This window comes from Nodularia sp. UHCC 0506 (assembly GCF_034931045.1).
GTDB lineage: Bacteria > Cyanobacteriota > Cyanobacteriia > Cyanobacteriales > Nostocaceae > Nodularia.
The window spans coordinates 1-17,244 of the sequence record NZ_JAYGHH010000065.1; the positions used below are offsets into that span (position 1 = coordinate 1).

At 40.9% G+C, this 17,244-nt stretch carries 18 protein-coding genes and 3 tRNA genes; 10 read left to right on the top strand and 11 right to left on the bottom strand.

The genetic code is table 11. The features are described 5' to 3' along the window. Positions 1-101 precede the first annotated feature (101 nt). The 5 genes from VB654_RS23130 to murA form a co-directional block, all read right to left on the bottom strand. Positions 102-173 (bottom strand) — tRNA-Gln (locus tag VB654_RS23130). A 64-nt stretch (positions 174-237) separates the two neighbouring features. Further along, positions 238-513, bottom strand: coding sequence for a hypothetical protein (locus VB654_RS23135; protein WP_323216172.1), 276 nt, complete (start codon positions 511-513; stop codon positions 238-240). Positions 514-583: 70 nt separating this feature from the next. Next, positions 584-667: transfer RNA gene (locus tag VB654_RS23140), tRNA-Leu, on the bottom strand. A 179-nt stretch (positions 668-846) separates the two neighbouring features. Next, positions 847-1,722, bottom strand: coding sequence for a M48 family metallopeptidase (locus VB654_RS23145; protein WP_323216174.1), 876 nt, complete (start codon positions 1,720-1,722; stop codon positions 847-849). Positions 1,723-1,920: 198 nt separating this feature from the next. After that, a complete protein-coding gene (gene murA, locus VB654_RS23150) occupies positions 1,921-3,297 on the bottom strand; it encodes a UDP-N-acetylglucosamine 1-carboxyvinyltransferase (RefSeq protein WP_323216195.1) in 1,377 nt (458 codons plus the stop codon). A 318-nt stretch (positions 3,298-3,615) separates the two neighbouring features. On the opposite strand from murA, the gene VB654_RS23155 reads away from it, so the two are divergent. Beyond that, positions 3,616-3,696 (top strand) — tRNA-Leu (locus VB654_RS23155). A 40-nt stretch (positions 3,697-3,736) separates the two neighbouring features. Continuing rightward, positions 3,737-4,522 (top strand): RNA methyltransferase, encoded by a 786-nt coding sequence (locus VB654_RS23160; RefSeq protein WP_323216175.1) that lies wholly within the window; start codon positions 3,737-3,739, stop codon positions 4,520-4,522. A gap of 247 nt (positions 4,523-4,769) precedes the next feature. On the opposite strand, the gene VB654_RS23165 is transcribed toward VB654_RS23160, so the two are convergent. From VB654_RS23165 to cobU, 3 genes are all read right to left on the bottom strand, one after another. Then, positions 4,770-5,009 carry a hypothetical protein gene (locus VB654_RS23165; protein ID WP_323216176.1) on the bottom strand — a complete coding sequence of 80 codons (240 nt, stop codon included), beginning with the start codon at positions 5,007-5,009 and terminating at the stop codon, positions 4,770-4,772. A 179-nt stretch (positions 5,010-5,188) separates the two neighbouring features. Further along, entirely contained in the window at positions 5,189-5,623 is a 435-nt protein-coding gene (locus VB654_RS23170; protein WP_323216177.1) for a hypothetical protein, read from the bottom strand. A 51-nt stretch (positions 5,624-5,674) separates the two neighbouring features. Next, on the bottom strand, positions 5,675-6,223 hold the full coding sequence (cobU, locus tag VB654_RS23175; protein ID WP_323216178.1) for a bifunctional adenosylcobinamide kinase/adenosylcobinamide-phosphate guanylyltransferase: 549 nt from the start codon (positions 6,221-6,223) through the stop codon (positions 5,675-5,677). A gap of 259 nt (positions 6,224-6,482) precedes the next feature. Here cobU and VB654_RS23180 point away from each other — a divergent pair, with 259 nt between their 5' ends. The 5 genes from VB654_RS23180 to VB654_RS23200 all read left to right on the top strand — a co-directional run bounded on the left by VB654_RS23180 (position 6,483) and on the right by VB654_RS23200 (position 10,286). Continuing rightward, complete coding sequence (locus tag VB654_RS23180) at positions 6,483-7,280, top strand: hypothetical protein (protein ID WP_323216179.1); 798 nt, start codon at positions 6,483-6,485, stop codon at positions 7,278-7,280. Positions 7,281-7,448: 168 nt separating this feature from the next. Then, entirely contained in the window at positions 7,449-8,381 is a 933-nt protein-coding gene (locus VB654_RS23185; RefSeq protein ID WP_323216180.1) for a glycosyltransferase, read from the top strand. Positions 8,382-8,456: 75 nt separating this feature from the next. Then, positions 8,457-9,035, top strand: coding sequence for a hormogonium polysaccharide biosynthesis acetyltransferase HpsU (gene hpsU / locus VB654_RS23190; protein WP_323216181.1), 579 nt, complete (start codon positions 8,457-8,459; stop codon positions 9,033-9,035). Between the two features lie 13 nt (positions 9,036-9,048). After that, a complete protein-coding gene (locus tag VB654_RS23195) occupies positions 9,049-9,621 on the top strand; it encodes a CAP domain-containing protein (RefSeq protein WP_323216182.1) in 573 nt (190 codons plus the stop codon). A gap of 431 nt (positions 9,622-10,052) precedes the next feature. Continuing rightward, the gene (locus VB654_RS23200) at positions 10,053-10,286 is read left to right on the top strand and encodes a hypothetical protein (RefSeq protein WP_323216183.1); all 234 of its coding nucleotides are present in this window, start codon (positions 10,053-10,055) and stop codon (positions 10,284-10,286) included. Positions 10,287-10,549: 263 nt separating this feature from the next. On the opposite strand, the gene VB654_RS23205 is transcribed toward VB654_RS23200, so the two are convergent. After that, positions 10,550-11,404, bottom strand: coding sequence for an EamA family transporter (locus VB654_RS23205; RefSeq protein WP_416235705.1), 855 nt, complete (start codon positions 11,402-11,404; stop codon positions 10,550-10,552). A gap of 306 nt (positions 11,405-11,710) precedes the next feature. Between VB654_RS23205 and VB654_RS23210 the strand changes: the two genes are divergently transcribed. Further along, complete coding sequence (locus tag VB654_RS23210; RefSeq protein ID WP_323216185.1) at positions 11,711-12,055, top strand: hypothetical protein; 345 nt, start codon at positions 11,711-11,713, stop codon at positions 12,053-12,055. 26 nt (positions 12,056-12,081) lie between these two features. On the opposite strand, the gene VB654_RS23215 is transcribed toward VB654_RS23210, so the two are convergent. Both VB654_RS23215 and VB654_RS23220 read right to left on the bottom strand, forming a co-directional pair. Continuing rightward, on the bottom strand, positions 12,082-12,924 hold the full coding sequence (locus tag VB654_RS23215) for a tetratricopeptide repeat protein (RefSeq protein WP_323216186.1): 843 nt from the start codon (positions 12,922-12,924) through the stop codon (positions 12,082-12,084). A gap of 354 nt (positions 12,925-13,278) precedes the next feature. After that, complete coding sequence (locus VB654_RS23220) at positions 13,279-14,223, bottom strand: ribonuclease D (RefSeq protein WP_323216187.1); 945 nt, start codon at positions 14,221-14,223, stop codon at positions 13,279-13,281. Positions 14,224-14,325: 102 nt separating this feature from the next. Between VB654_RS23220 and VB654_RS23225 the strand changes: the two genes are divergently transcribed. Continuing rightward, positions 14,326-15,864 carry an NAD(P)/FAD-dependent oxidoreductase gene (locus tag VB654_RS23225; RefSeq protein ID WP_323216188.1) on the top strand — a complete coding sequence of 513 codons (1,539 nt, stop codon included), beginning with the start codon at positions 14,326-14,328 and terminating at the stop codon, positions 15,862-15,864. 89 nt (positions 15,865-15,953) lie between these two features. After that, positions 15,954-17,174 (top strand): FAD-dependent oxidoreductase, encoded by a 1,221-nt coding sequence (locus VB654_RS23230; protein ID WP_323216189.1) that lies wholly within the window; start codon positions 15,954-15,956, stop codon positions 17,172-17,174. The last annotated feature ends 70 nt before the right edge of the window (positions 17,175-17,244 follow it).

Below are 17,244 nucleotides of genomic sequence, written 5' to 3' on the forward strand. Positions count from 1 at the left end.
GAAATAAATCAAAAAATTTGGGGATGACAGATAGCTGAAACTGTTCCTTGTTCCCTATAAAGACAAAAAAGAAGGAGCAGATTATTCTACTCCTTAGTATGCTGGGGCGCTAGGATTCGAACCTAGGGATGGCGGGACCAAAACCCGCTGCCTTACCACTTGGCTACGCCCCATCGATTGACTTGAATCACTATAGCATATTATCCAGGTGTGATGTCAAGTACCTTGAGCATACATTTAGAAAAAGTAATTTAAATGCTGATTTGCATCTGCTTTTTGGATCTGTAAACTCGCTCTAGGCCAACTTCTTTGTATATCGGCGACAAAAAAAGAGGGGAGAATATTTTCTTCCCTCTTTCCATAATTTGTGTTGTTGTTTGGTTCGTTACCTTGTTTTAGCTTCTGGCGTAACATCTGTCTTTGTTTTTTGAGTTGCCGCTTTCTTGCCGAACCGCCTCTGCCTTTATCGTTTCTCCCTTCTCTACGGGGAGACTCCCATCTTTTAAGTTGCATGGTTTTGGTTTTTTAGGTGGGTGATATGATATATGTCAAATCCAACATATAGTTTTAAGACTATCTAAAGTGGGCAGGAGGAGAATCGAACTCCTATGACCGCAAGGCCGCCACATTTTGAGTGTGGTGCGTCTACCAATTTCGCCACCCGCCCTTGGGTGTAACTTTAATATTATAGCCTATTTAGTGAATTTGCAACAAGTAAATAAAAAATTTTGTTGATCTCTTTCGGTCATACAAGTGGGGTCAGATATCTAGCCCGCCCAGAACAGGCAAGATGCCTGTTCCGCCAAAGAAACATAATTGCAAGCTACTAGAGACATAAAGGCAAAGCTACCAATTGCGCCATCTACCTTGAGAGGCAACTTTATTTGTAGACTTGAGAAAATCACCTTGCAATAAAGATTGATATTCTGTACTGCCAGCCCAACGGTCAATTTCTCTAGCCCGTAGGACTGGAACTGGATGACTTAATTGGGCTGTGCGAGCTTCTTTGACCATTTCCCCTAGTTCGGTTTTACTAATGTCATCGTAAGCACGAGCTTGGTCAACAAAGGCATCTAAGTTAAGTTGAGGTGCGAGTATAGGTGAACCACCGGCTAACTTCATTAATACCGACATCACTACTTTGGGGTCTTGGGTGGCCAGCAATGCGGCGCGATCGCAGGTAAACTCAGCACAGCGTACCCATTCTAATAATTGTGACTGTATGGCTTGAGCCAGAAATGTGCCAACGTTGGGTACAATTGAGGCTGCTAACACCAATATATTTACAGGCGTTAAATAAACGCTATGGTCACATTTCAGATGTCCTAATTCATGGGCAATTACTGCCTGTATTTCCTGTGGTGTGAGCATATCAACCAAGGAGGTATGCATGACAATAAAAGGTTGCTTACCCCGCATCGCAAAGGTATAGGCATTAGGAGCCGGATGTTGGCGGATATATAACTGGGGAGGCTCTATATCCAGGATTTTGCAAGCTTCTAACAATAAGTTGTATAAGTCAGGCAGTTGTTTTTCACCAACTAGCACACTGGCGGCAATATTTTCTACATAAAAAACCTGTTCTGCCATTGGACCAAGCCAATTTCGCACCATCATATCCAGACCTGGTATCTGCTTGAGAGATGTGGTGGCTTGTAGGTCTAATGGATGACGAAAGGAGTCAGCTTTTAAACCGATGAGCGGAGTTTTAAACAAGGACATGATATAGCAAGCTGGAAAAACAAAATATCAACAGCCTCCCATATTTAGTATAACCAGTGCTGAGTGCTGAGTGCTGAGTAAGAAGAGAGAGAGTATGGGAGAGGGGAGAAAGAGATCAGAAGCAGGGGAGTGGGGGAGTAGAGGTTTAACACCTTGCCCCCTGCTTCCGTTCCTCTTCTTCTCTTCCCAGTCCTGTATCTAAGTCGAAACAGATGCTGGGGGAATACTACTAGAAGTTAATTCCGTATCTGCTGGCACATCGCCAACGCGGAGAATTTTCGCTCCTAGTTGCTGTAGTTTCAGATCAATTCGATCATAGCCACGGTCAAGATGGTGTAATCCCTGAAATGTGGTTTGTCCTTCAGCTGCCAGTCCTGCTAAAACTAAGGATGCTGATGCCCGTAAATCTGTACCGATAACTGGTGCGCCCGATAACATCGGTACTCCCCGGACAAAGGCGGCATTGCCTTTAACGCGAATGTCTGCTCCCAAGCGATTCAACTCGGAGGCATGACGTAGGCGATTTTCAAAGACAGATTCGTTAATCAGGCTGTCTCCATCTGCCACACTCAATAAAGCCATAAATGGGGCTTGCATATCTGTGGGAAAGCCCGGATGAGGTAGGGTTTCAATATCCCTAGCTCTGAGAGTTTCTGCTGGCAGGATACGTAAGCAGTCTGGTGCATCCTCAATGATCGTTAAACCAATTTCTCGCAGTTTAGCAATGACTGGGATTAAATGGTTTGGTAAAACTGGCGACAGACTAATTTCTGAACGGGTGATAGCTCCAGCCACTAAGAAGGTTCCCGCCTCAATACGGTCAGGGATGATGCTGTAGTCAAGAGAGTGTAACTTTGGTACGCCCACGATTGTAATTTGACTGCTACCTGCACCCTGAATCTTGGCTCCCATCGCGTTACAGAAATTTGCCAGATCAACTACTTCTGGTTCCCGTGCCGCGTTCTCTATAATGGTTTCACCATCTGCGAGGGTGGCGGCCATCATTAAAGTTTCTGTTGCGCCTACACTGGGGCTATCTAGATAGATTTTTGCTCCTTGTAATCTGCCATTACTACCTGGAACATAAGCATTACAAATGCCATGTTCAATTTGCACTTCAGCGCCCATCGCTTGCAGTCCTCGGACGTGCAAATCAACTGGCCTGGCTCCGATGGCACAACCACCGGGTAATGGCATTTGTGCGGTTCCTAGCCTGGCTAAAATTGCGCCAATGGCAAAAAAACTGGCCCGGAGTTGGGTAACTAGTTCGTAGGGAGCTTTTGATGTGGTAATTTCGCTGGCGTTGATATCTAAAATGTCGCCTTGTCTGGTGAGGCGAACACCTAAAGCTGACAAAACCTGACTCATCCGCTCTACATCCGCCAATAAGGGGACGTTACGGATGCGACAATCACCTGAACACAGCAAGGAGCCTGCCATGATGACCAGTGCTGAATTTTTAGCACCACTGATTTTTACATGACCTCGTAATTGATGCCCACCCCATATTTGCAAGACTGAGGAGTCTGCTTCAGGAGAAAGCTTGGCATCTGGTAAGCTGCTAGAAGAATTAATAAGCCTACCTCCAAAAACAATAGGTAATTTTATAGGTTAGAAGTTGGTTTTGATTCTACAGTAAAGAGTTGGTTAGTCTACATTTTGTCCTATATCTTGTATAAATAAATTGGGGTTTGTGGATTAATTAAAGGCTGAAAACCAACTATAGCAAGCTTTATGAGGATTTAACAATTTTAGCTAAATCCAAAGACAAGAAATATAACAGAATTATCTGGCGATGGGCAAAGCCCGCCGTCAGCGATCGCTTTATTATCGCACTTGACAAAAATAAATATTTCAGTAATAATAAGAAATTGTCGATCAATATCGATACAAGCGGAACTGGCGGAATGGCAGACGCGCTAGATTCAGGTTCTAGTGCCGCAAGGCTTCCGGGTTCAAGTCCCGGGTTCCGCATATTAATTTGGGTTTAATCCCAAATATTTAACCCCTAATTGTGTTAACAAGTCTACAAAACTCTTTAGTCAAACAAATCCGCAAGCTGCACTCTACCAAAGAGCGTCACAAGCAGCAATTGTGTTTACTGGAAGGAACACACCTGTTGCAAGAAGCTTGTGTGATGAATTATCCCCTGGTGACAGTGTGTTGTACCCCAGAATGGCAAATAGCCCACCCGGAACTCTGGGAAGAGGCTTGTAGCCACAGTGACAGGGTGGAAATCGTTAGTAAGGAAATTTTAGCGGCGATCGCCACCACAGTTCAACCAGATGGTGTAATTGCCACTGCCCAACGGTTGATTCATCAAACTCAAGTACCGTTTAGTGGTTTAGTCTTAGCTTTAGAAACTATCCAAGATCCTGGTAATTTAGGGACGATAATTCGCACGGCTGCGGCTACTGGTGCAACGGGGTTATGGCTGAGTGACGATAGTGTAGATGTAGATAGCCCCAAAGTTTTACGGGCTTCTGCGGGACAGTGGTTTCGCGTCGCTACAGCAGTGAGTGCAGATTTGAAAGCCACAGTAGCACAAAGCCAGCAAGCGGGAATGCAAGTAGTAGCAACCTTACCCACGGCAAATTTAACTTACTGGGATGTGGATTGGCGAAAACCGAGTTTAATTTTATTGGGTAATGAAGGGGCTGGTTTGTCGCCAGATTTAGCTAACATGGCAGACAATCAGGTGAAAATACCCTTGAGTCCAGGAGTTGAATCTTTGAATGTGGCGATCGCAGCTGCTTTAATGTTGTATGAAGCGCAAAGGCAAAAAGTTAGTAATTCGTAATTCGTAGTTCGTAATTCGTAATTCGTAGTTCGTAATGCTCCCTTCGGGAGAGCTACGCTAACGTAATTCGTAATTCGTAGTTCGTAATTCGTAGTTCGTAATTCGTAGTTCGTAGTTCGTAGTTCTTGAGGACTTACGCAAAATTCACGTAGTTACGTCATTACAATCTGGGATTGCTTCCCTACACTATGTTCCTGTCGCAATGACAAATTTGGGTGGCGTAAGTCCTGTTTGTCGTTGGTAAATTCTATTTATTGAGTTTTTTGTCAAGATACGCTTCAATATCAGCCACGGCATCTTCCCATGCTGCTAAATTAATATCTGTGACAGTTTCTATAAGTTCGACTTCATCTGTACAAATATGGTCAAGTTTTGGTTGTGCTTCACCTCCGATAAAACGTTCTTGCAAGATATCCTCTAAATGCTCTAGAGATTTCTGAAATTTTTTATCCGCAATGTGGCGTTGTTGATCCTCATTTTGTTGCATGATATAACTTAAGAATCCTGATTGAGTACGTCGCCTTGATTACAGTGCCTTTAAGTATAAACTCGGTATCATGTGTGACTGGACACTGTATCAACTGTACTCATTAAAAAGCTGAATGGCAAGGTCGGTAATTTGACACTCCTGTGCCTAGTAGAAGATGCCGTGAAAAGTCAGATTATTTATTTGTGGTGAAAATATTTATGAGCATTTTGAAGCCGTTCTCTGATTACCATTAGTTGCTCTTGGTTACTAATTGGGCTGCGTGGTGCTGGTAATTCGGTGTTAGGCCAATCGGGTAAATCATTGCAAGGACATAACAAAGCGGGCATCCCTACGTTTCTCATAGGTACTGGCATTTGACAGCGGCCACAAGCCGAGACTTCCCAAGCTGGTGTTAGTAGTTCACGAATGGTTTCATAAGTACCCTCCAGGTAACAGTCGCCTGTGTTCTCAGAGAGAATTGTTTGCCAACACTCTTCAAATTCTTGACTATAGCGATCGCCTTTCAGGACTGGTGTAGGCAAATAGGTTGCCTTACCATTGCCAATTACTACTTTTTTACCTAACTGAAACCAGTAGGCAAGATACTCTTTAACTTCTTGTGTGGTTGCCATATCACGATTTTAAAGTTTTTACCGGAGATTTTTCAGTTGTAATACTTAATTTTAAATTAAATTTCGCTGTAATGGTGTCCCTAAAACGCTGAGGTTGAGAACATGACCAGCAGTCACTAAATACACAGGTTCACAAATAGCACCTAACTGGCGGATAAGAGAACCCAAGCGATCGCGGAATTGGCGACCCAAAGGATAAGCTGGAATTACGCCCCAACCTGTTTCTTCTGCAACAAATACCATATCAGCCGCTACTAGTTCTAGTGTTTCTAAGAACTCTGACAGAGTATTTTTCCAGGTATCCTCATCTTGTTCTAAAAGATTAGCTACCCAAGTACCCAAAGAATCAACCAAAAGGCAGGTATTGGGCTTGGCATCAGCCAAAGTAGCCGATAATTCTCTAGGGACTGAAAGTGTAGACCAATCTGAGGGGCGACGTTGTTGATGTTTTTGAATGCGCTGTTGCCATTCCGCATCTTCTGGGTTTTCAATCGCTGTGGCCACATAAACCACAATTTTTTCTGACTGCATAGCCAGATTTTCTGCCCATTCACTTTTACCAGACCTGGACGGGCCTGTAACTAAGATGACTTTGCCCAAAGCTGCACCCTTCTATAACGACTATTATTTGTTGGTAATAACTTTTCAAAGCTAAAGTTAGCACCATTATGATTATTTATGCCAAAATTGGCGAAAGTGATAAACTCAACCACTCCATTGAGAGTTATTTAACACTATTGGGTACAACACTACCGGAAGGCGGAAGTCAAAAGTCAAACAGCCTATATGTATAAGCTTTGCGTTGGTTTCAATTGGTTGGCTGATCAAGCCGTGCTGTACTAGATTTGAGGATATTTTTATGAAAACAGGTTTAAAACGTATTGAAGCAACTTTACATGATTTAGAGAATCGTAGCACTCTTCCCACAGAAGCGGGTGATTCTTTAAAGTCGTCTTTTTCCTTTCGGATTAGCGTTGGAACCACGGAATCTCCAGCAAGTGTAAGTAAATCCTCTGAAAAACAAAGAGAAGAACTAGGCACAGAATCCCCAAGTAATTATTCTGCCGAACAGGATTTATTTCCTCACTATACCTCTGTGCAAACCTTCCCAGCTCAAGAGATTGGCGGCAAAGCACCCAGCCTACCTAAGTTCAAAAATCCAACATTCAGTAGCCATCGTCACGGGGCTAATCCGGCGTTAGCAATGAATATATTGCAAGAAATTCAGGAACATATTGGCGGTTGGCAGACTGAACTCCAAACCATATTGCAGCAAATTCAAGATATTTACTTAGAAGGGCCAATTGTCAATGGCTGGTTAGAATCTAATCTCAAAGAACCAGAACAGGGAGGATCTGCGACACTCCGCCACGGGGAAGTTAGCCAATTAATGGACTATGTGGAAGAAATTTGTACAACTACGGGGAAAATATCTGAGCAATCCGCTCGTGCTGGTTATAGCCTCTGTGGTTTGGATGACGCTGGTAAAGTCTGGTCACGTCCTTGTCCATCAGAGCAATTACCTATTGTTAGTCTGGCGATCGCACGGCATCAAAAATTACGCCAACTCTTAGGGCGCAAACAGTATCTCGAAACCCGCCTGAGTCAATTAGCAGAAACTCTGGTAGTTTTATACAGTAACATTCAACAGGCTTGAGTAGGGAGTTCTGAGTGCTGAGTATAAACTAAGTAGGGGTGGGTTTACAGATATGCTCAATTAGTAATAATAATTTTAATAAACCCGTCCTACATCGAGGCTTCAGCAATCAACAATGTCCTAACTTGGCGGTTGCCATCACAAATAATTAAATTTAAAATCCCTTTTATGCCAGATCACCAAATTTCCGCCATCATCTGTACTCACAATCGAGATACTTACTTAGGTGCTGCGATTGATAGTTTGTTGGCACAGGATTTTACTGCCGACTTTGAGGTTGTGGTTGTGGATAATGGGTCAAGCGATCGCACCCGTGAAGTGGTAGAAGCAAGACTGGGTGATTCCCGTGTTAAATATGTCTTTGAACCTACCATTGGTTTATCTGTAGCTCGAAATACGGGAGCTAAGGTTGCCAGTGCAGAAATTTTGGCTTATTTAGATGACGATGCCGTAGCTAGTGTTTCCTGGCTGCAAGTTTTGTCTGCTGCCTATCAGAATAACTCTAAACTTGCGATCGCTGGCGGTAAAGTTACCCTCTTATGGCCACCCAACACCGAACCACCAAGCTGGTTATCTCAAGGGTTAGCTGGCAATTTAGGAGCATACGATTTAGGCGACAAAATGATTTACATTCAGCAGCCAGGCTTAACTCCTAGAGGCCTAAATTATTCTCTCCGCCGCAGTTTTCTAGAAGAAATCGGTGGTTTTGATCCTCAGTTGGGGCGAGTCGGAAAAAACTTATTATCCAACGAAGAATTGCAAATGACAGAATTTGCCCTGGAACGTGGTTGGCAAGTTGCATACCTTCCTCAAGCTTTAGTAGCGCACAATGTCGCTCCTGAACGTCTTAAACGCTCCTGGTTTTTAAATCGAGGCTGGTGGCAAGGAATTAGTGAGTGTTATCGTGAACAACTTGCTGGTAAAGCTGGTATGCGTCAGATGCAACGGGGTAGCGAGCGATTTTTTCGGGGTTTATACAAGGCATTAAAATATTTTTCCAATCCAGCAGAACGCTTTGATAACCTTGTCTACGCTTATGGGCAAATAGGTTACTTAAATGCTGCTATTCAAGGCTTTTTATCAACTAATAAGAAATCATAATTTATCTGTCTTTTAAAAGATCCATTTCTCTGAGCAGGAGAGAGAAGACGGTAATTTCCCAATGACTAATGACCAATGACTAATGACTCTTTTGTAGATTTACGTAAGTATGACCAATCCTGGTTTGATCGGGGGCGACCCGGTTGGTATATTTTGTTATGGTGGTTTGTGCAGGCGATCGCTTTTCCTGTGACTCCTCATTTTGCCAGTGGTTTGCGTTGTCGTCTACTACAACTCTTTGGCGCTAAAATTGGCAAAAGCGTATTAATTAGACCTACTGCCCGTTTTACCTACCCGTGGAAAGTTACCGTTGGCGACTACAGTTGGATTGGTGACGACGTAGTTTTATATAGTTTAGATGAGATTCACATCGGTGAACACTGCGTAATTTCTCAGAAAACTTATCTGTGTACTGGTAGCCATGATATTCAAGACCCTGCCTTTGGTTTGAAAACAGGAAACATTACCATTGGCGATGGAGTCTGGGTAGCAGCAGATTGTTTTGTGGGGACAGGAGTAGAAATTGGTTCTAATGCCGTAATTGGCGCTCGTAGTAGTGTATTTAATGATATGCCACCTGGCCAAGTTTGTTGGGGAAGTCCTTGTCGTCCTCAATATCCCAGGCAGTGTCATCAGGAGACAACGACCACTTGAGGAAAAATTGAAAATGTATAGAATAACAAAATTATTTACAGGAAAAAATAGCAAACTATCTGTTGTTGGACTAGTAGTGTGTTCCTCTTTAACGGCATCATTTATATTACCTGAATTGAGTAATGCTGTTTGGCAAAAAAGTGATTCTGTCGCACAAGCACAACAAACTCAATCTTCTGTATCCAACCAAGTAATTCAATTAGTGAATCAAGCTAGATCCCAGGGACGTATGTGTGGAAATCAGAGATTTAATGCCGCAGGTTCACTGTCTGCAAATGGTAGCCTCAATAGTGCAGCACAAGTACATAGTTCAGACATGGCTCGAAATAGAAAAATGAGTCATACCGGTTCTAATGGTAGTTCTATGGGACAACGCGCCAAGCAAGCAGGGTATGAATGGAGAGCTATTGCTGAGAATGTGGCTGCTGGTCAAACATCTCCAAGTGCAGTAGTCCAAGCATGGCTAAAAAGTCCAGGACATTGCGCTAATATTATGAATTCAAATTATCAGGACAGTGGTGTGAGCGCTGTTCGAGGTAGTGATGGTGTGCTTTACTGGACAATGTTGTACGGCAGACAACGTTAAATCAATTCTTAAAAAACACAGCCAACATATTTTCAAGCATTTGTTAGGAATCTACTTGTCAAGAGTAAATGTTCCTAACAAAACCCTAAAAATATTGTAGCATTCAATTTTTGTTACCAAAATATTATGGTTCTATCGTACTTGTGGTGTTAAATTAATATTCTGCCAATTGAAAGCAGAGTTAGCATAATCGGTACTGAAGAAGCAATATTATAGCGGTTCTCGGTTGAATGAGATACAAGAACCCTATTCCCAAATCCCTCTGTTGTAAGTGATGAAGGAACTATGATGTACTTCATTTAAGTGCATACAGCTATAATTTTGAAAATGTGGTTTTGACTACGTTATGACATGGAATTAGTAAGATAAAATTGCCATAATACATGGCATTAAATTACTGACATTCATTGAGTAGCAACACAGGAGAAACAATGAGCCAAGAAACAGCCAAAATAATATTATGGGAAGAAAAACAAAAGGATTATCTGAAGAAATTCTATGATCTACAATTTACTCCCAGAGTAGGAGAGGAAATTTATTTAAATAAGGAAAATTGGCGAGTCACTAGAATTGAGCATGACTTAGAAGTTAATGAGGTTAATATCTATATGGAATTAATCAAAAAACTCAAGCCGGAGAAATCATTTAATTCACAAATAAAATAACTGTTAACTGTAAAGTTTTTCCTGTATCAGTCTCAAGGTAGTATGTGTTTTTGGTTTGATTTCTAGCCAGTTGCAGTGAAGCGGTGATCTCGTGCTGAACTACCTATATCAACCATTTAGGAGCGTTCCACAGCGCGAAGATCAGCAACTGGCAATTGTGTGGGATTTCTAAGACTCATCGAAGCTGCTTGTCTCAGTGACCCAACTGATATCTCAATTAAAACCTGAACAGAGCAATTTTGTCTGCCAAATTGCCATAAAGTCTAGGGGAGTGGCTCTACTGAAGCAAAAAATAACAATCCAATGCCAATAATGGCAATAATTACCCCAGCGATCGCGCGCCAACTCACTTTTTCACCAATACAGATAGCAATAGGAATCACAAATATGGGGCTAGTCTGTAACAAGGTTGAAGCAATTCCCGCCGACGTGAATTTAATTGCCGTTTGTTGTAGCCAAATGCCCAAGTAAGTCCCACAAAAAGCCGCAAAGCAAGCGGCAAAAATGATTCGCCTCGTTTGCCCGTGGGGAGAGGATGTTGCTTGTGCCTGACTCTGAGGTAAAAACATCCACCCGAAAAGAATCAATTCGGCTGCACCTAAGCGCAATAAAGCAGCCCACAGGGGTGTAATGCTGCCAGTAGTAAATGCGACGCGAGAAATAATTGTTGCAATGGCGTTGGCGATCGCGGCTAATAAGCCCAAGCCGATACCTCGCCATAGGTGCGCGGAAGAATGATCAATGTTGCCGGGAACTCGTTCTGTGACTACCCAAGCCACTCCCAGAATAGTGATGAAAATTCCACACCAAGCCGTTAGATTTAAACTTTCTTGTAACCAAATCATGGCCGCGATCGCCGTCATGGGAGGTGCAAGGGTACTCAGCAGTAACACACGACGTGCGCCTAAATAATTAATTGCCCCCAAAAAAGCTGTATCACCCCAGCTAATGCCGATTACTCCACTCAAGCACAGCAGCAAAATGGTCATGGGGTTGGAGATGCTCCAGGATTCGCCAGTGAGTAAAATAGTCAAAATTAGCAAGGCGATCGCCACTATCCCCTTGATCAAATTCAGTCGTAGCGGCGGAATATGTTGCCCCACAATGCCATATACCACCGAAGCGATCGCCCACAAACCAGCAGCAGCTAAAGCGGCTAATTCACCTCTGGCATTTATTAAGAAATTATTAAAAATATAATTTCCCCCTTAAATAATCCCCAAAAATCTTTAATAATACAATAAATAACTAAATTAATTATAGCACTCGCTGAGTGAGAGTGCTAATCTTTCCCAAAAAAATATTGCCATATCATCGGCAAACAAATAGTTTTTCTAGATAGCTTTAGAGGTCTTTGACAACAAACCATTTAAAAGCAGAATAAAGATTTTTCACACCACTAACTCATCATCGGGAGAAAGAGAATGAAATATACTTTTGATATTGTAGGTGTATCTCCTGCCTGGCAATTTTTTAGCCAACAACAACAGACTATAAACCAACCAAACAGAGGAGGGGTAGAATATCTAAGTACCCATAGATGTACGTTAGATTCCTTGTTAGAAACTGTGGAACCCTTACCAATGAAATTGGGTTGGAATACTGAACAAGTGATAGATACTGTCGTGCAGTTTTGGTTAAACAACGCTGAGAGTATTCATTATTGGAAAACCCGATTAATTGATGCTGGCAATGAAAATATACTAGTTGCTAGGTTGGCAGAAATCACATCATTACAAGCTGAATTTGAATTTTTATTAGGTAAATAAATTGGCAATTGGGTTAACTAATACCACTACTGCCCTAATTCTCTAATATTGTTCATCACTTGTTGATATAAGTCATTATTGTTTTGTGATTGAAAAATGCTTGCGGCTTGTTGTAAGTCTTGGAGCGCACCTTGTCTGTCACCTTGAGCAGCACGGATATTGCCACGATTATTGTAGGCGGGGCCAAAACTGGAATTGAGGCGAATGGCTTGATTGTAATCGGCGATCGCACCCTGTTGATCTCCTTGAGCAGCGCGGGCATTTCCCCGATTATTGTAAGCAATAGCATAGCGAGAATCAAGGCTAATAGCTTGGTTCAAGTCATTGATCGCCTCGTTATTGTTACCCAGAGCAGCACGGGCATTTCCGCGATTATTATAGGCCTCAGCATAGCGAGAATCGAGGCGAATAGCTTCGTCATAATCAGCGATCGCGCGTTGGTTATCGCCTAGAGAAGCGAGGGCATTTCCGCGATTATTGTAGGTTTCGGCATCGTCAGGAGCAAGATTAAGAGCTTGATTGTAATCAGCGATCGCTCTTTGCTTATCCCCTGCATCAAAGTAAGCTAATCCCCGACTTTTATAGGCTGGGGCAAAATTTGAATCGACCTCAATAACTTTAGTGTAGGTAGCGATCGCCCCTTGCAAATCACCTCTGAGGTGTTGATTCTTTCCCTGAACATAAAGATTACCAGCTGCCGATGTTTGAGCTATGCGACTGTTAGGAGGACTAATCCCAATTTCTGTTACTAATACATCTTGGTTCTGACTACAAGAAGTGCTAATAATTGCACTCAATGCAGTAACTACAGCTATAGTCAATATTCTCTTAACTTTCACCTGTTCCTGATCAAATAGCCGCAGTTTCATAAGTTACCTTAGATCGTTATAACACCTGGATGACAATTAGCTTTTAATTTAGTTCGTAGCTGAACACAAAATTGATTACCCTTCTTGCCTGATTTCTTTGTAGTACCCGCTTCGTGAACGTTCTTCTTAAATGAAAATTAAAATCCTTGATTATGTATGAAACATAAGTATAATTATCCAGACTAAATCATCTATTTCTGATATGAATTATATTTTAAACAACTAGCTAAGATTTTTATGTTTTTCCTTATACTTTCTGCTAAATTGGATTTGTAAATCAAAAGCTGAATTAACATTAAATTTTCTAAATAAAATTTGCTCAATCTAAATAAAATATTTGAGTAATTAGTGGCTTTATTCCTGCAAATCATCATTTGCTTGGTTTTTAGCAGACAATCGCCATGATGTAGTTGTGTCAATATCTACAGACAATTGCTGCAAATTATCGCCTAAATCTTTTTGGATTTTTTGAGTCAGTGTGATCGGAAAATCTAAACTCACATCTTGATTTTGTACCAGTCTGACTAATTCTGTAAATGGCACTTTTAGAGATTGACGTTCATGACTAGTTAACTTACAGACAGAAGTTTCCATCACATTTTGAGCCTGCATAGCTTTTTTTAACCGTTCTTGCAGATGCTCAAATTCCGACTTTAACAACTGCCAATTTTCTGACAATTCTGTGTATCTGGCATCAAGTGTTGTTAAATCTTCTCTTTTGGGATCTGGGTTACTTGCTACTTGTAATTCTAATAATCGCAAATGTACTTGAGCCAGATAAATACAATCTAAATAAGCATATTCAATCTGCCCATTACTTAAAGGTCGCCTGCCCCAATCACTGGTTTGTTCTTGTTTGTCAATATCATTAAATCTGCACAGTGCAGTAGCTAAAGTTTTCAGTTGGTAGTTAGGTAATGGTAAGATGTAGTAGGGTATTTTCTTAGCTATTTCTAAAGTACAAGTAATATTTTTGGCTCTCTTTTTACCCAGAAATTTTACATCATAATTGGCATTGTGAAATACCTTCTCAATATCAGGATTGATCATGATTTGCTCAATAAAATCAGCCACCAGATCAGGTTGATCCAGCACATCTAAAAGATCAACGCGATCGCCGGAGGTGGGACTTTGCCCATTGCCACTCATATCTGTAGGATCATTTAATACTTGAATCAGCGACAGTCGAGGATTGCGAGATTTATAATCAGCCACTTCTGTATCAATCCACAAAGTTTTAGCATTGGTATATTCAGCGACTTTAGCACGAATATTACTAGCAGAATTTAAGTATGGCATGAGCGAATATTTCCTGATAGTTGAGTAAAATAAAATTAATCACAGTTTTCCAAATTAACATTTTGCATATCCACGCTGATACCTTGAGCGGTTGATATACGCATGGAAACAGATTATCTCATTTTAGGTAGTGGCTTGTCAGCATTGGTATTTGGTTCACTAATGGCAAAATCTGGCCATAAAGTTCAAATATTGGAAGCCCATGAACATCCGGGGGGATTTGGTCACACCTTCACGATGGCAAAAAAATATAAATTCAATGCCCAATTACATTATGTTTGGGATTGTGGCGAAGGACATACAGTAAATCGTGTCTTAAAAAAACTCAACTTGGATCAAGATGTCACCTTTACTCGATATGATCCTCACGGTTTTGATCACATGAGAATGCCGGGTTACTCATTAGATATTCCCTCCGAACCCGCAGAATTAATCCGGCGATTATCTGAACTTTTTTCTCAAGATGCTGAACAGATACGTAAATTTGTCTGGGAAGTGCAAAAAACCAGTCAGGGAATCAAGAAGTTAGCACCGCCAATTATTCCGGCTGAAATATTCGCAAATCTGGGTAAAGTATCCAGTGCTGTCTTGTATTTGAACAGTACTCTACAAGATGTGTTCAATAAATTCCAGTTACCGCAAGCAGCGCAAACCCTGTTAGCATTGCAATGGCCTGATTTTTTATTACCTCCAGATCAACTTTCTTTTTACGCTTGGGTAATTTTATTTACTGGATATCAACAAGGTGCATTCTACCCCGAACAGCATTTTGATCATGTCATCAATTCATTAGTTAAGGTAATTGAGGATAATGACGGCAAAGTTCTGCTAAATCAGGAAGTCATTGATTTTCAAGTCATTAACAAAACTGTAACTAAAGTTAAGGCAATTGATAGAATCACCCATCAAAGAAATGAATTCACTGGCGAAAATATTATCTGCAATATAGACCCTCAAAAAGCTGCTCAGATGATTGGAGTAGAAAAGTTTTCCAGAAAGGTACGTCAGCAGCTTAAGTATGAATATTCCCCGTCAAATTTCATGGCTTACTGCGTTGTTAAAGATATTGATTTGCGTGACTACGGATTTGGAAAATGGAATGTCTTTCATACTAGTCATCGAGACTTAAACGCAGCATTTTATCAGATGTATGAAAACAATGATTTTTCTCAGCCGAGTTTTGCTATTACAACACCATCTTTAATGACAAAACACCCAGATTGTCCAGAAGGATGTCAAATTATCGAGTTTCTGACGGTTGCTAATTATGATTACTTTAAACAGCTTAAAGATACAGATGCCAAAGCTTATAGACAGAAAAAAAACGAGATTTTAGATGCCATTTTAGATGTTGTCGAAAGGCATTATATTCCGAATATTAGAAATCATCTTGACTTTAAAATCACTGGAAGTCCTACAACCAATGAAAGATATTGTTGGTGTCCCAAAGGAAATTCCTATGGTTCCAATCTCACACCTCGCAATATGGGTATTGGTAGACTCAATTACAAAACATCTTTAAAAAACTTCTACTTTTGTAATGCTTCATCTGGCTATCCAGGATTTGCGCCAACATTTTGGACTGGAGCAAGTTTATATCAAAAATTATCAGGAGATGTAATTTTACCAAAAGGATCATGATTATAGCGCACATAAAATAGATCCCCGACTTCTTAGAAAAATGGGGGATCTGAGCCTCTCTTGATTATTCATTCATTTAGTAATGAGATATGAAAATAGCAATTATTGGAGGCGGATCTAGCGGTATGGTGACAGCATACCTGCTCAATAAAAATGGTCATGAAGTCACAGTTTTAGAAAAACAACCGATTTTAGGTGGACATATTCGGACATTAAATAAAAACGTTAAACCTAATCAATCAGACTGTAATCAAATTTTAGAATGTGGTGTCCTAGAATTTCCCCGTGCATTTCACAACTTTATCAAATTAATGCAAGACCTAGAAGTAGAGTTAGAAGCAGTTGATATTGGTTCAGCGTTATTTTTGCAAAATGGTCGTTGTTTGCTGTCAGCATTAATGATCCAAAAAAATTGGACAGGAATAAAGCGTTTAATTGCATATTTTAAACTCAATACTCTCTATGCTGCTTCTGCTAAATTATGGATGAAAACCCATTCTATCCCCAGAGAAAATCTAGTTAATCAGCCAATTTCCCAATATTTACCCGACCAGTGCATCCGCAATGATTGGTTAAAACTATTGCTGATGTATAGCTATTCTATGCCATTTGAGTTAATTGATAATTGTCCGTTAGAATTGGTAATTCCTACTCTGCGAGACTATATATTTGTCAAGTGGGTAAGGATAAAAGGTGGGGTATATTCCTATATTGAAAAAATCTTAGCGCGTTTTCAGGGGAATATGTGGCTCAATATGAAAGTTTCAGAAATTAGCAGACAAAACAATGCTGTTCAAATCAAGTTATCCGATGGAGTGACGCATCTTTTCGACAAAGTGGTTTTAGCAACCCCACCTGACCAGGTAATGCAATTATTATCTGACCCCACAAATGCAGAAATTAAAAGATTTTCAGCATGGCAAAAAAACCAAGTGGAAACAGTTATACATACAGATACTGCAATGTATACCAGATACGGCATTAAACAACCTGGCGAATTTGATTTTTTCCAAACAGAACAAGGATGGGGATATAACGCTTACCTCAACCAGTTGTGTGGAATAACATCACCTCCTGAATACAGTTTGGCTTTTAACTTAGATAATCTCATCGCGCAAGATAAAATTCTGCACATACAGTCACACCACACACCCCTATATACAGTAGAATCTTTCAAATACAGAAACGAAATTATCAGCAGCAATGGCGAAAACAATACCTATCATGCGGGAGCTTATCTTGGAGACGGATTACATGAAGGAGCTATCACATCTGCAATGCGAGTTGCGGAATTAGTTCGTAATTCGTAATTCGTAGTTCGTAATTCGTAGTTCGTAATTCGTAATTTGTAGTTCGTAGTTCGTAATTCGTAATTCGTAG

Coding starts and splice junctions, on each gene's coding strand:
- VB654_RS23135 (WP_323216172.1), bottom strand. CDS start 513: ATGCAACTTAAAAGATGGGAGTCTCCCCGTAGAGAAGGGAGAAACGAT.
- VB654_RS23145 (WP_323216174.1), bottom strand. CDS start 1,722: ATGTCCTTGTTTAAAACTCCGCTCATCGGTTTAAAAGCTGACTCCTTT.
- VB654_RS23165 (WP_323216176.1), bottom strand. CDS start 5,009: ATGCAACAAAATGAGGATCAACAACGCCACATTGCGGATAAAAAATTT.
- VB654_RS23170 (WP_323216177.1), bottom strand. CDS start 5,623: ATGGCAACCACACAAGAAGTTAAAGAGTATCTTGCCTACTGGTTTCAG.
- VB654_RS23180 (WP_323216179.1), top strand. CDS start 6,483: ATGAAAACAGGTTTAAAACGTATTGAAGCAACTTTACATGATTTAGAG.
- VB654_RS23185 (WP_323216180.1), top strand. CDS start 7,449: ATGCCAGATCACCAAATTTCCGCCATCATCTGTACTCACAATCGAGAT.
- hpsU (WP_323216181.1), top strand. CDS start 8,457: ATGACTAATGACTCTTTTGTAGATTTACGTAAGTATGACCAATCCTGG.
- VB654_RS23195 (WP_323216182.1), top strand. CDS start 9,049: ATGTATAGAATAACAAAATTATTTACAGGAAAAAATAGCAAACTATCT.
- VB654_RS23200 (WP_323216183.1), top strand. CDS start 10,053: ATGAGCCAAGAAACAGCCAAAATAATATTATGGGAAGAAAAACAAAAG.
- VB654_RS23210 (WP_323216185.1), top strand. CDS start 11,711: ATGAAATATACTTTTGATATTGTAGGTGTATCTCCTGCCTGGCAATTT.
- VB654_RS23215 (WP_323216186.1), bottom strand. CDS start 12,924: ATGAAACTGCGGCTATTTGATCAGGAACAGGTGAAAGTTAAGAGAATA.
- VB654_RS23220 (WP_323216187.1), bottom strand. CDS start 14,223: ATGCCATACTTAAATTCTGCTAGTAATATTCGTGCTAAAGTCGCTGAA.
- VB654_RS23225 (WP_323216188.1), top strand. CDS start 14,326: ATGGAAACAGATTATCTCATTTTAGGTAGTGGCTTGTCAGCATTGGTA.
- VB654_RS23230 (WP_323216189.1), top strand. CDS start 15,954: ATGAAAATAGCAATTATTGGAGGCGGATCTAGCGGTATGGTGACAGCA.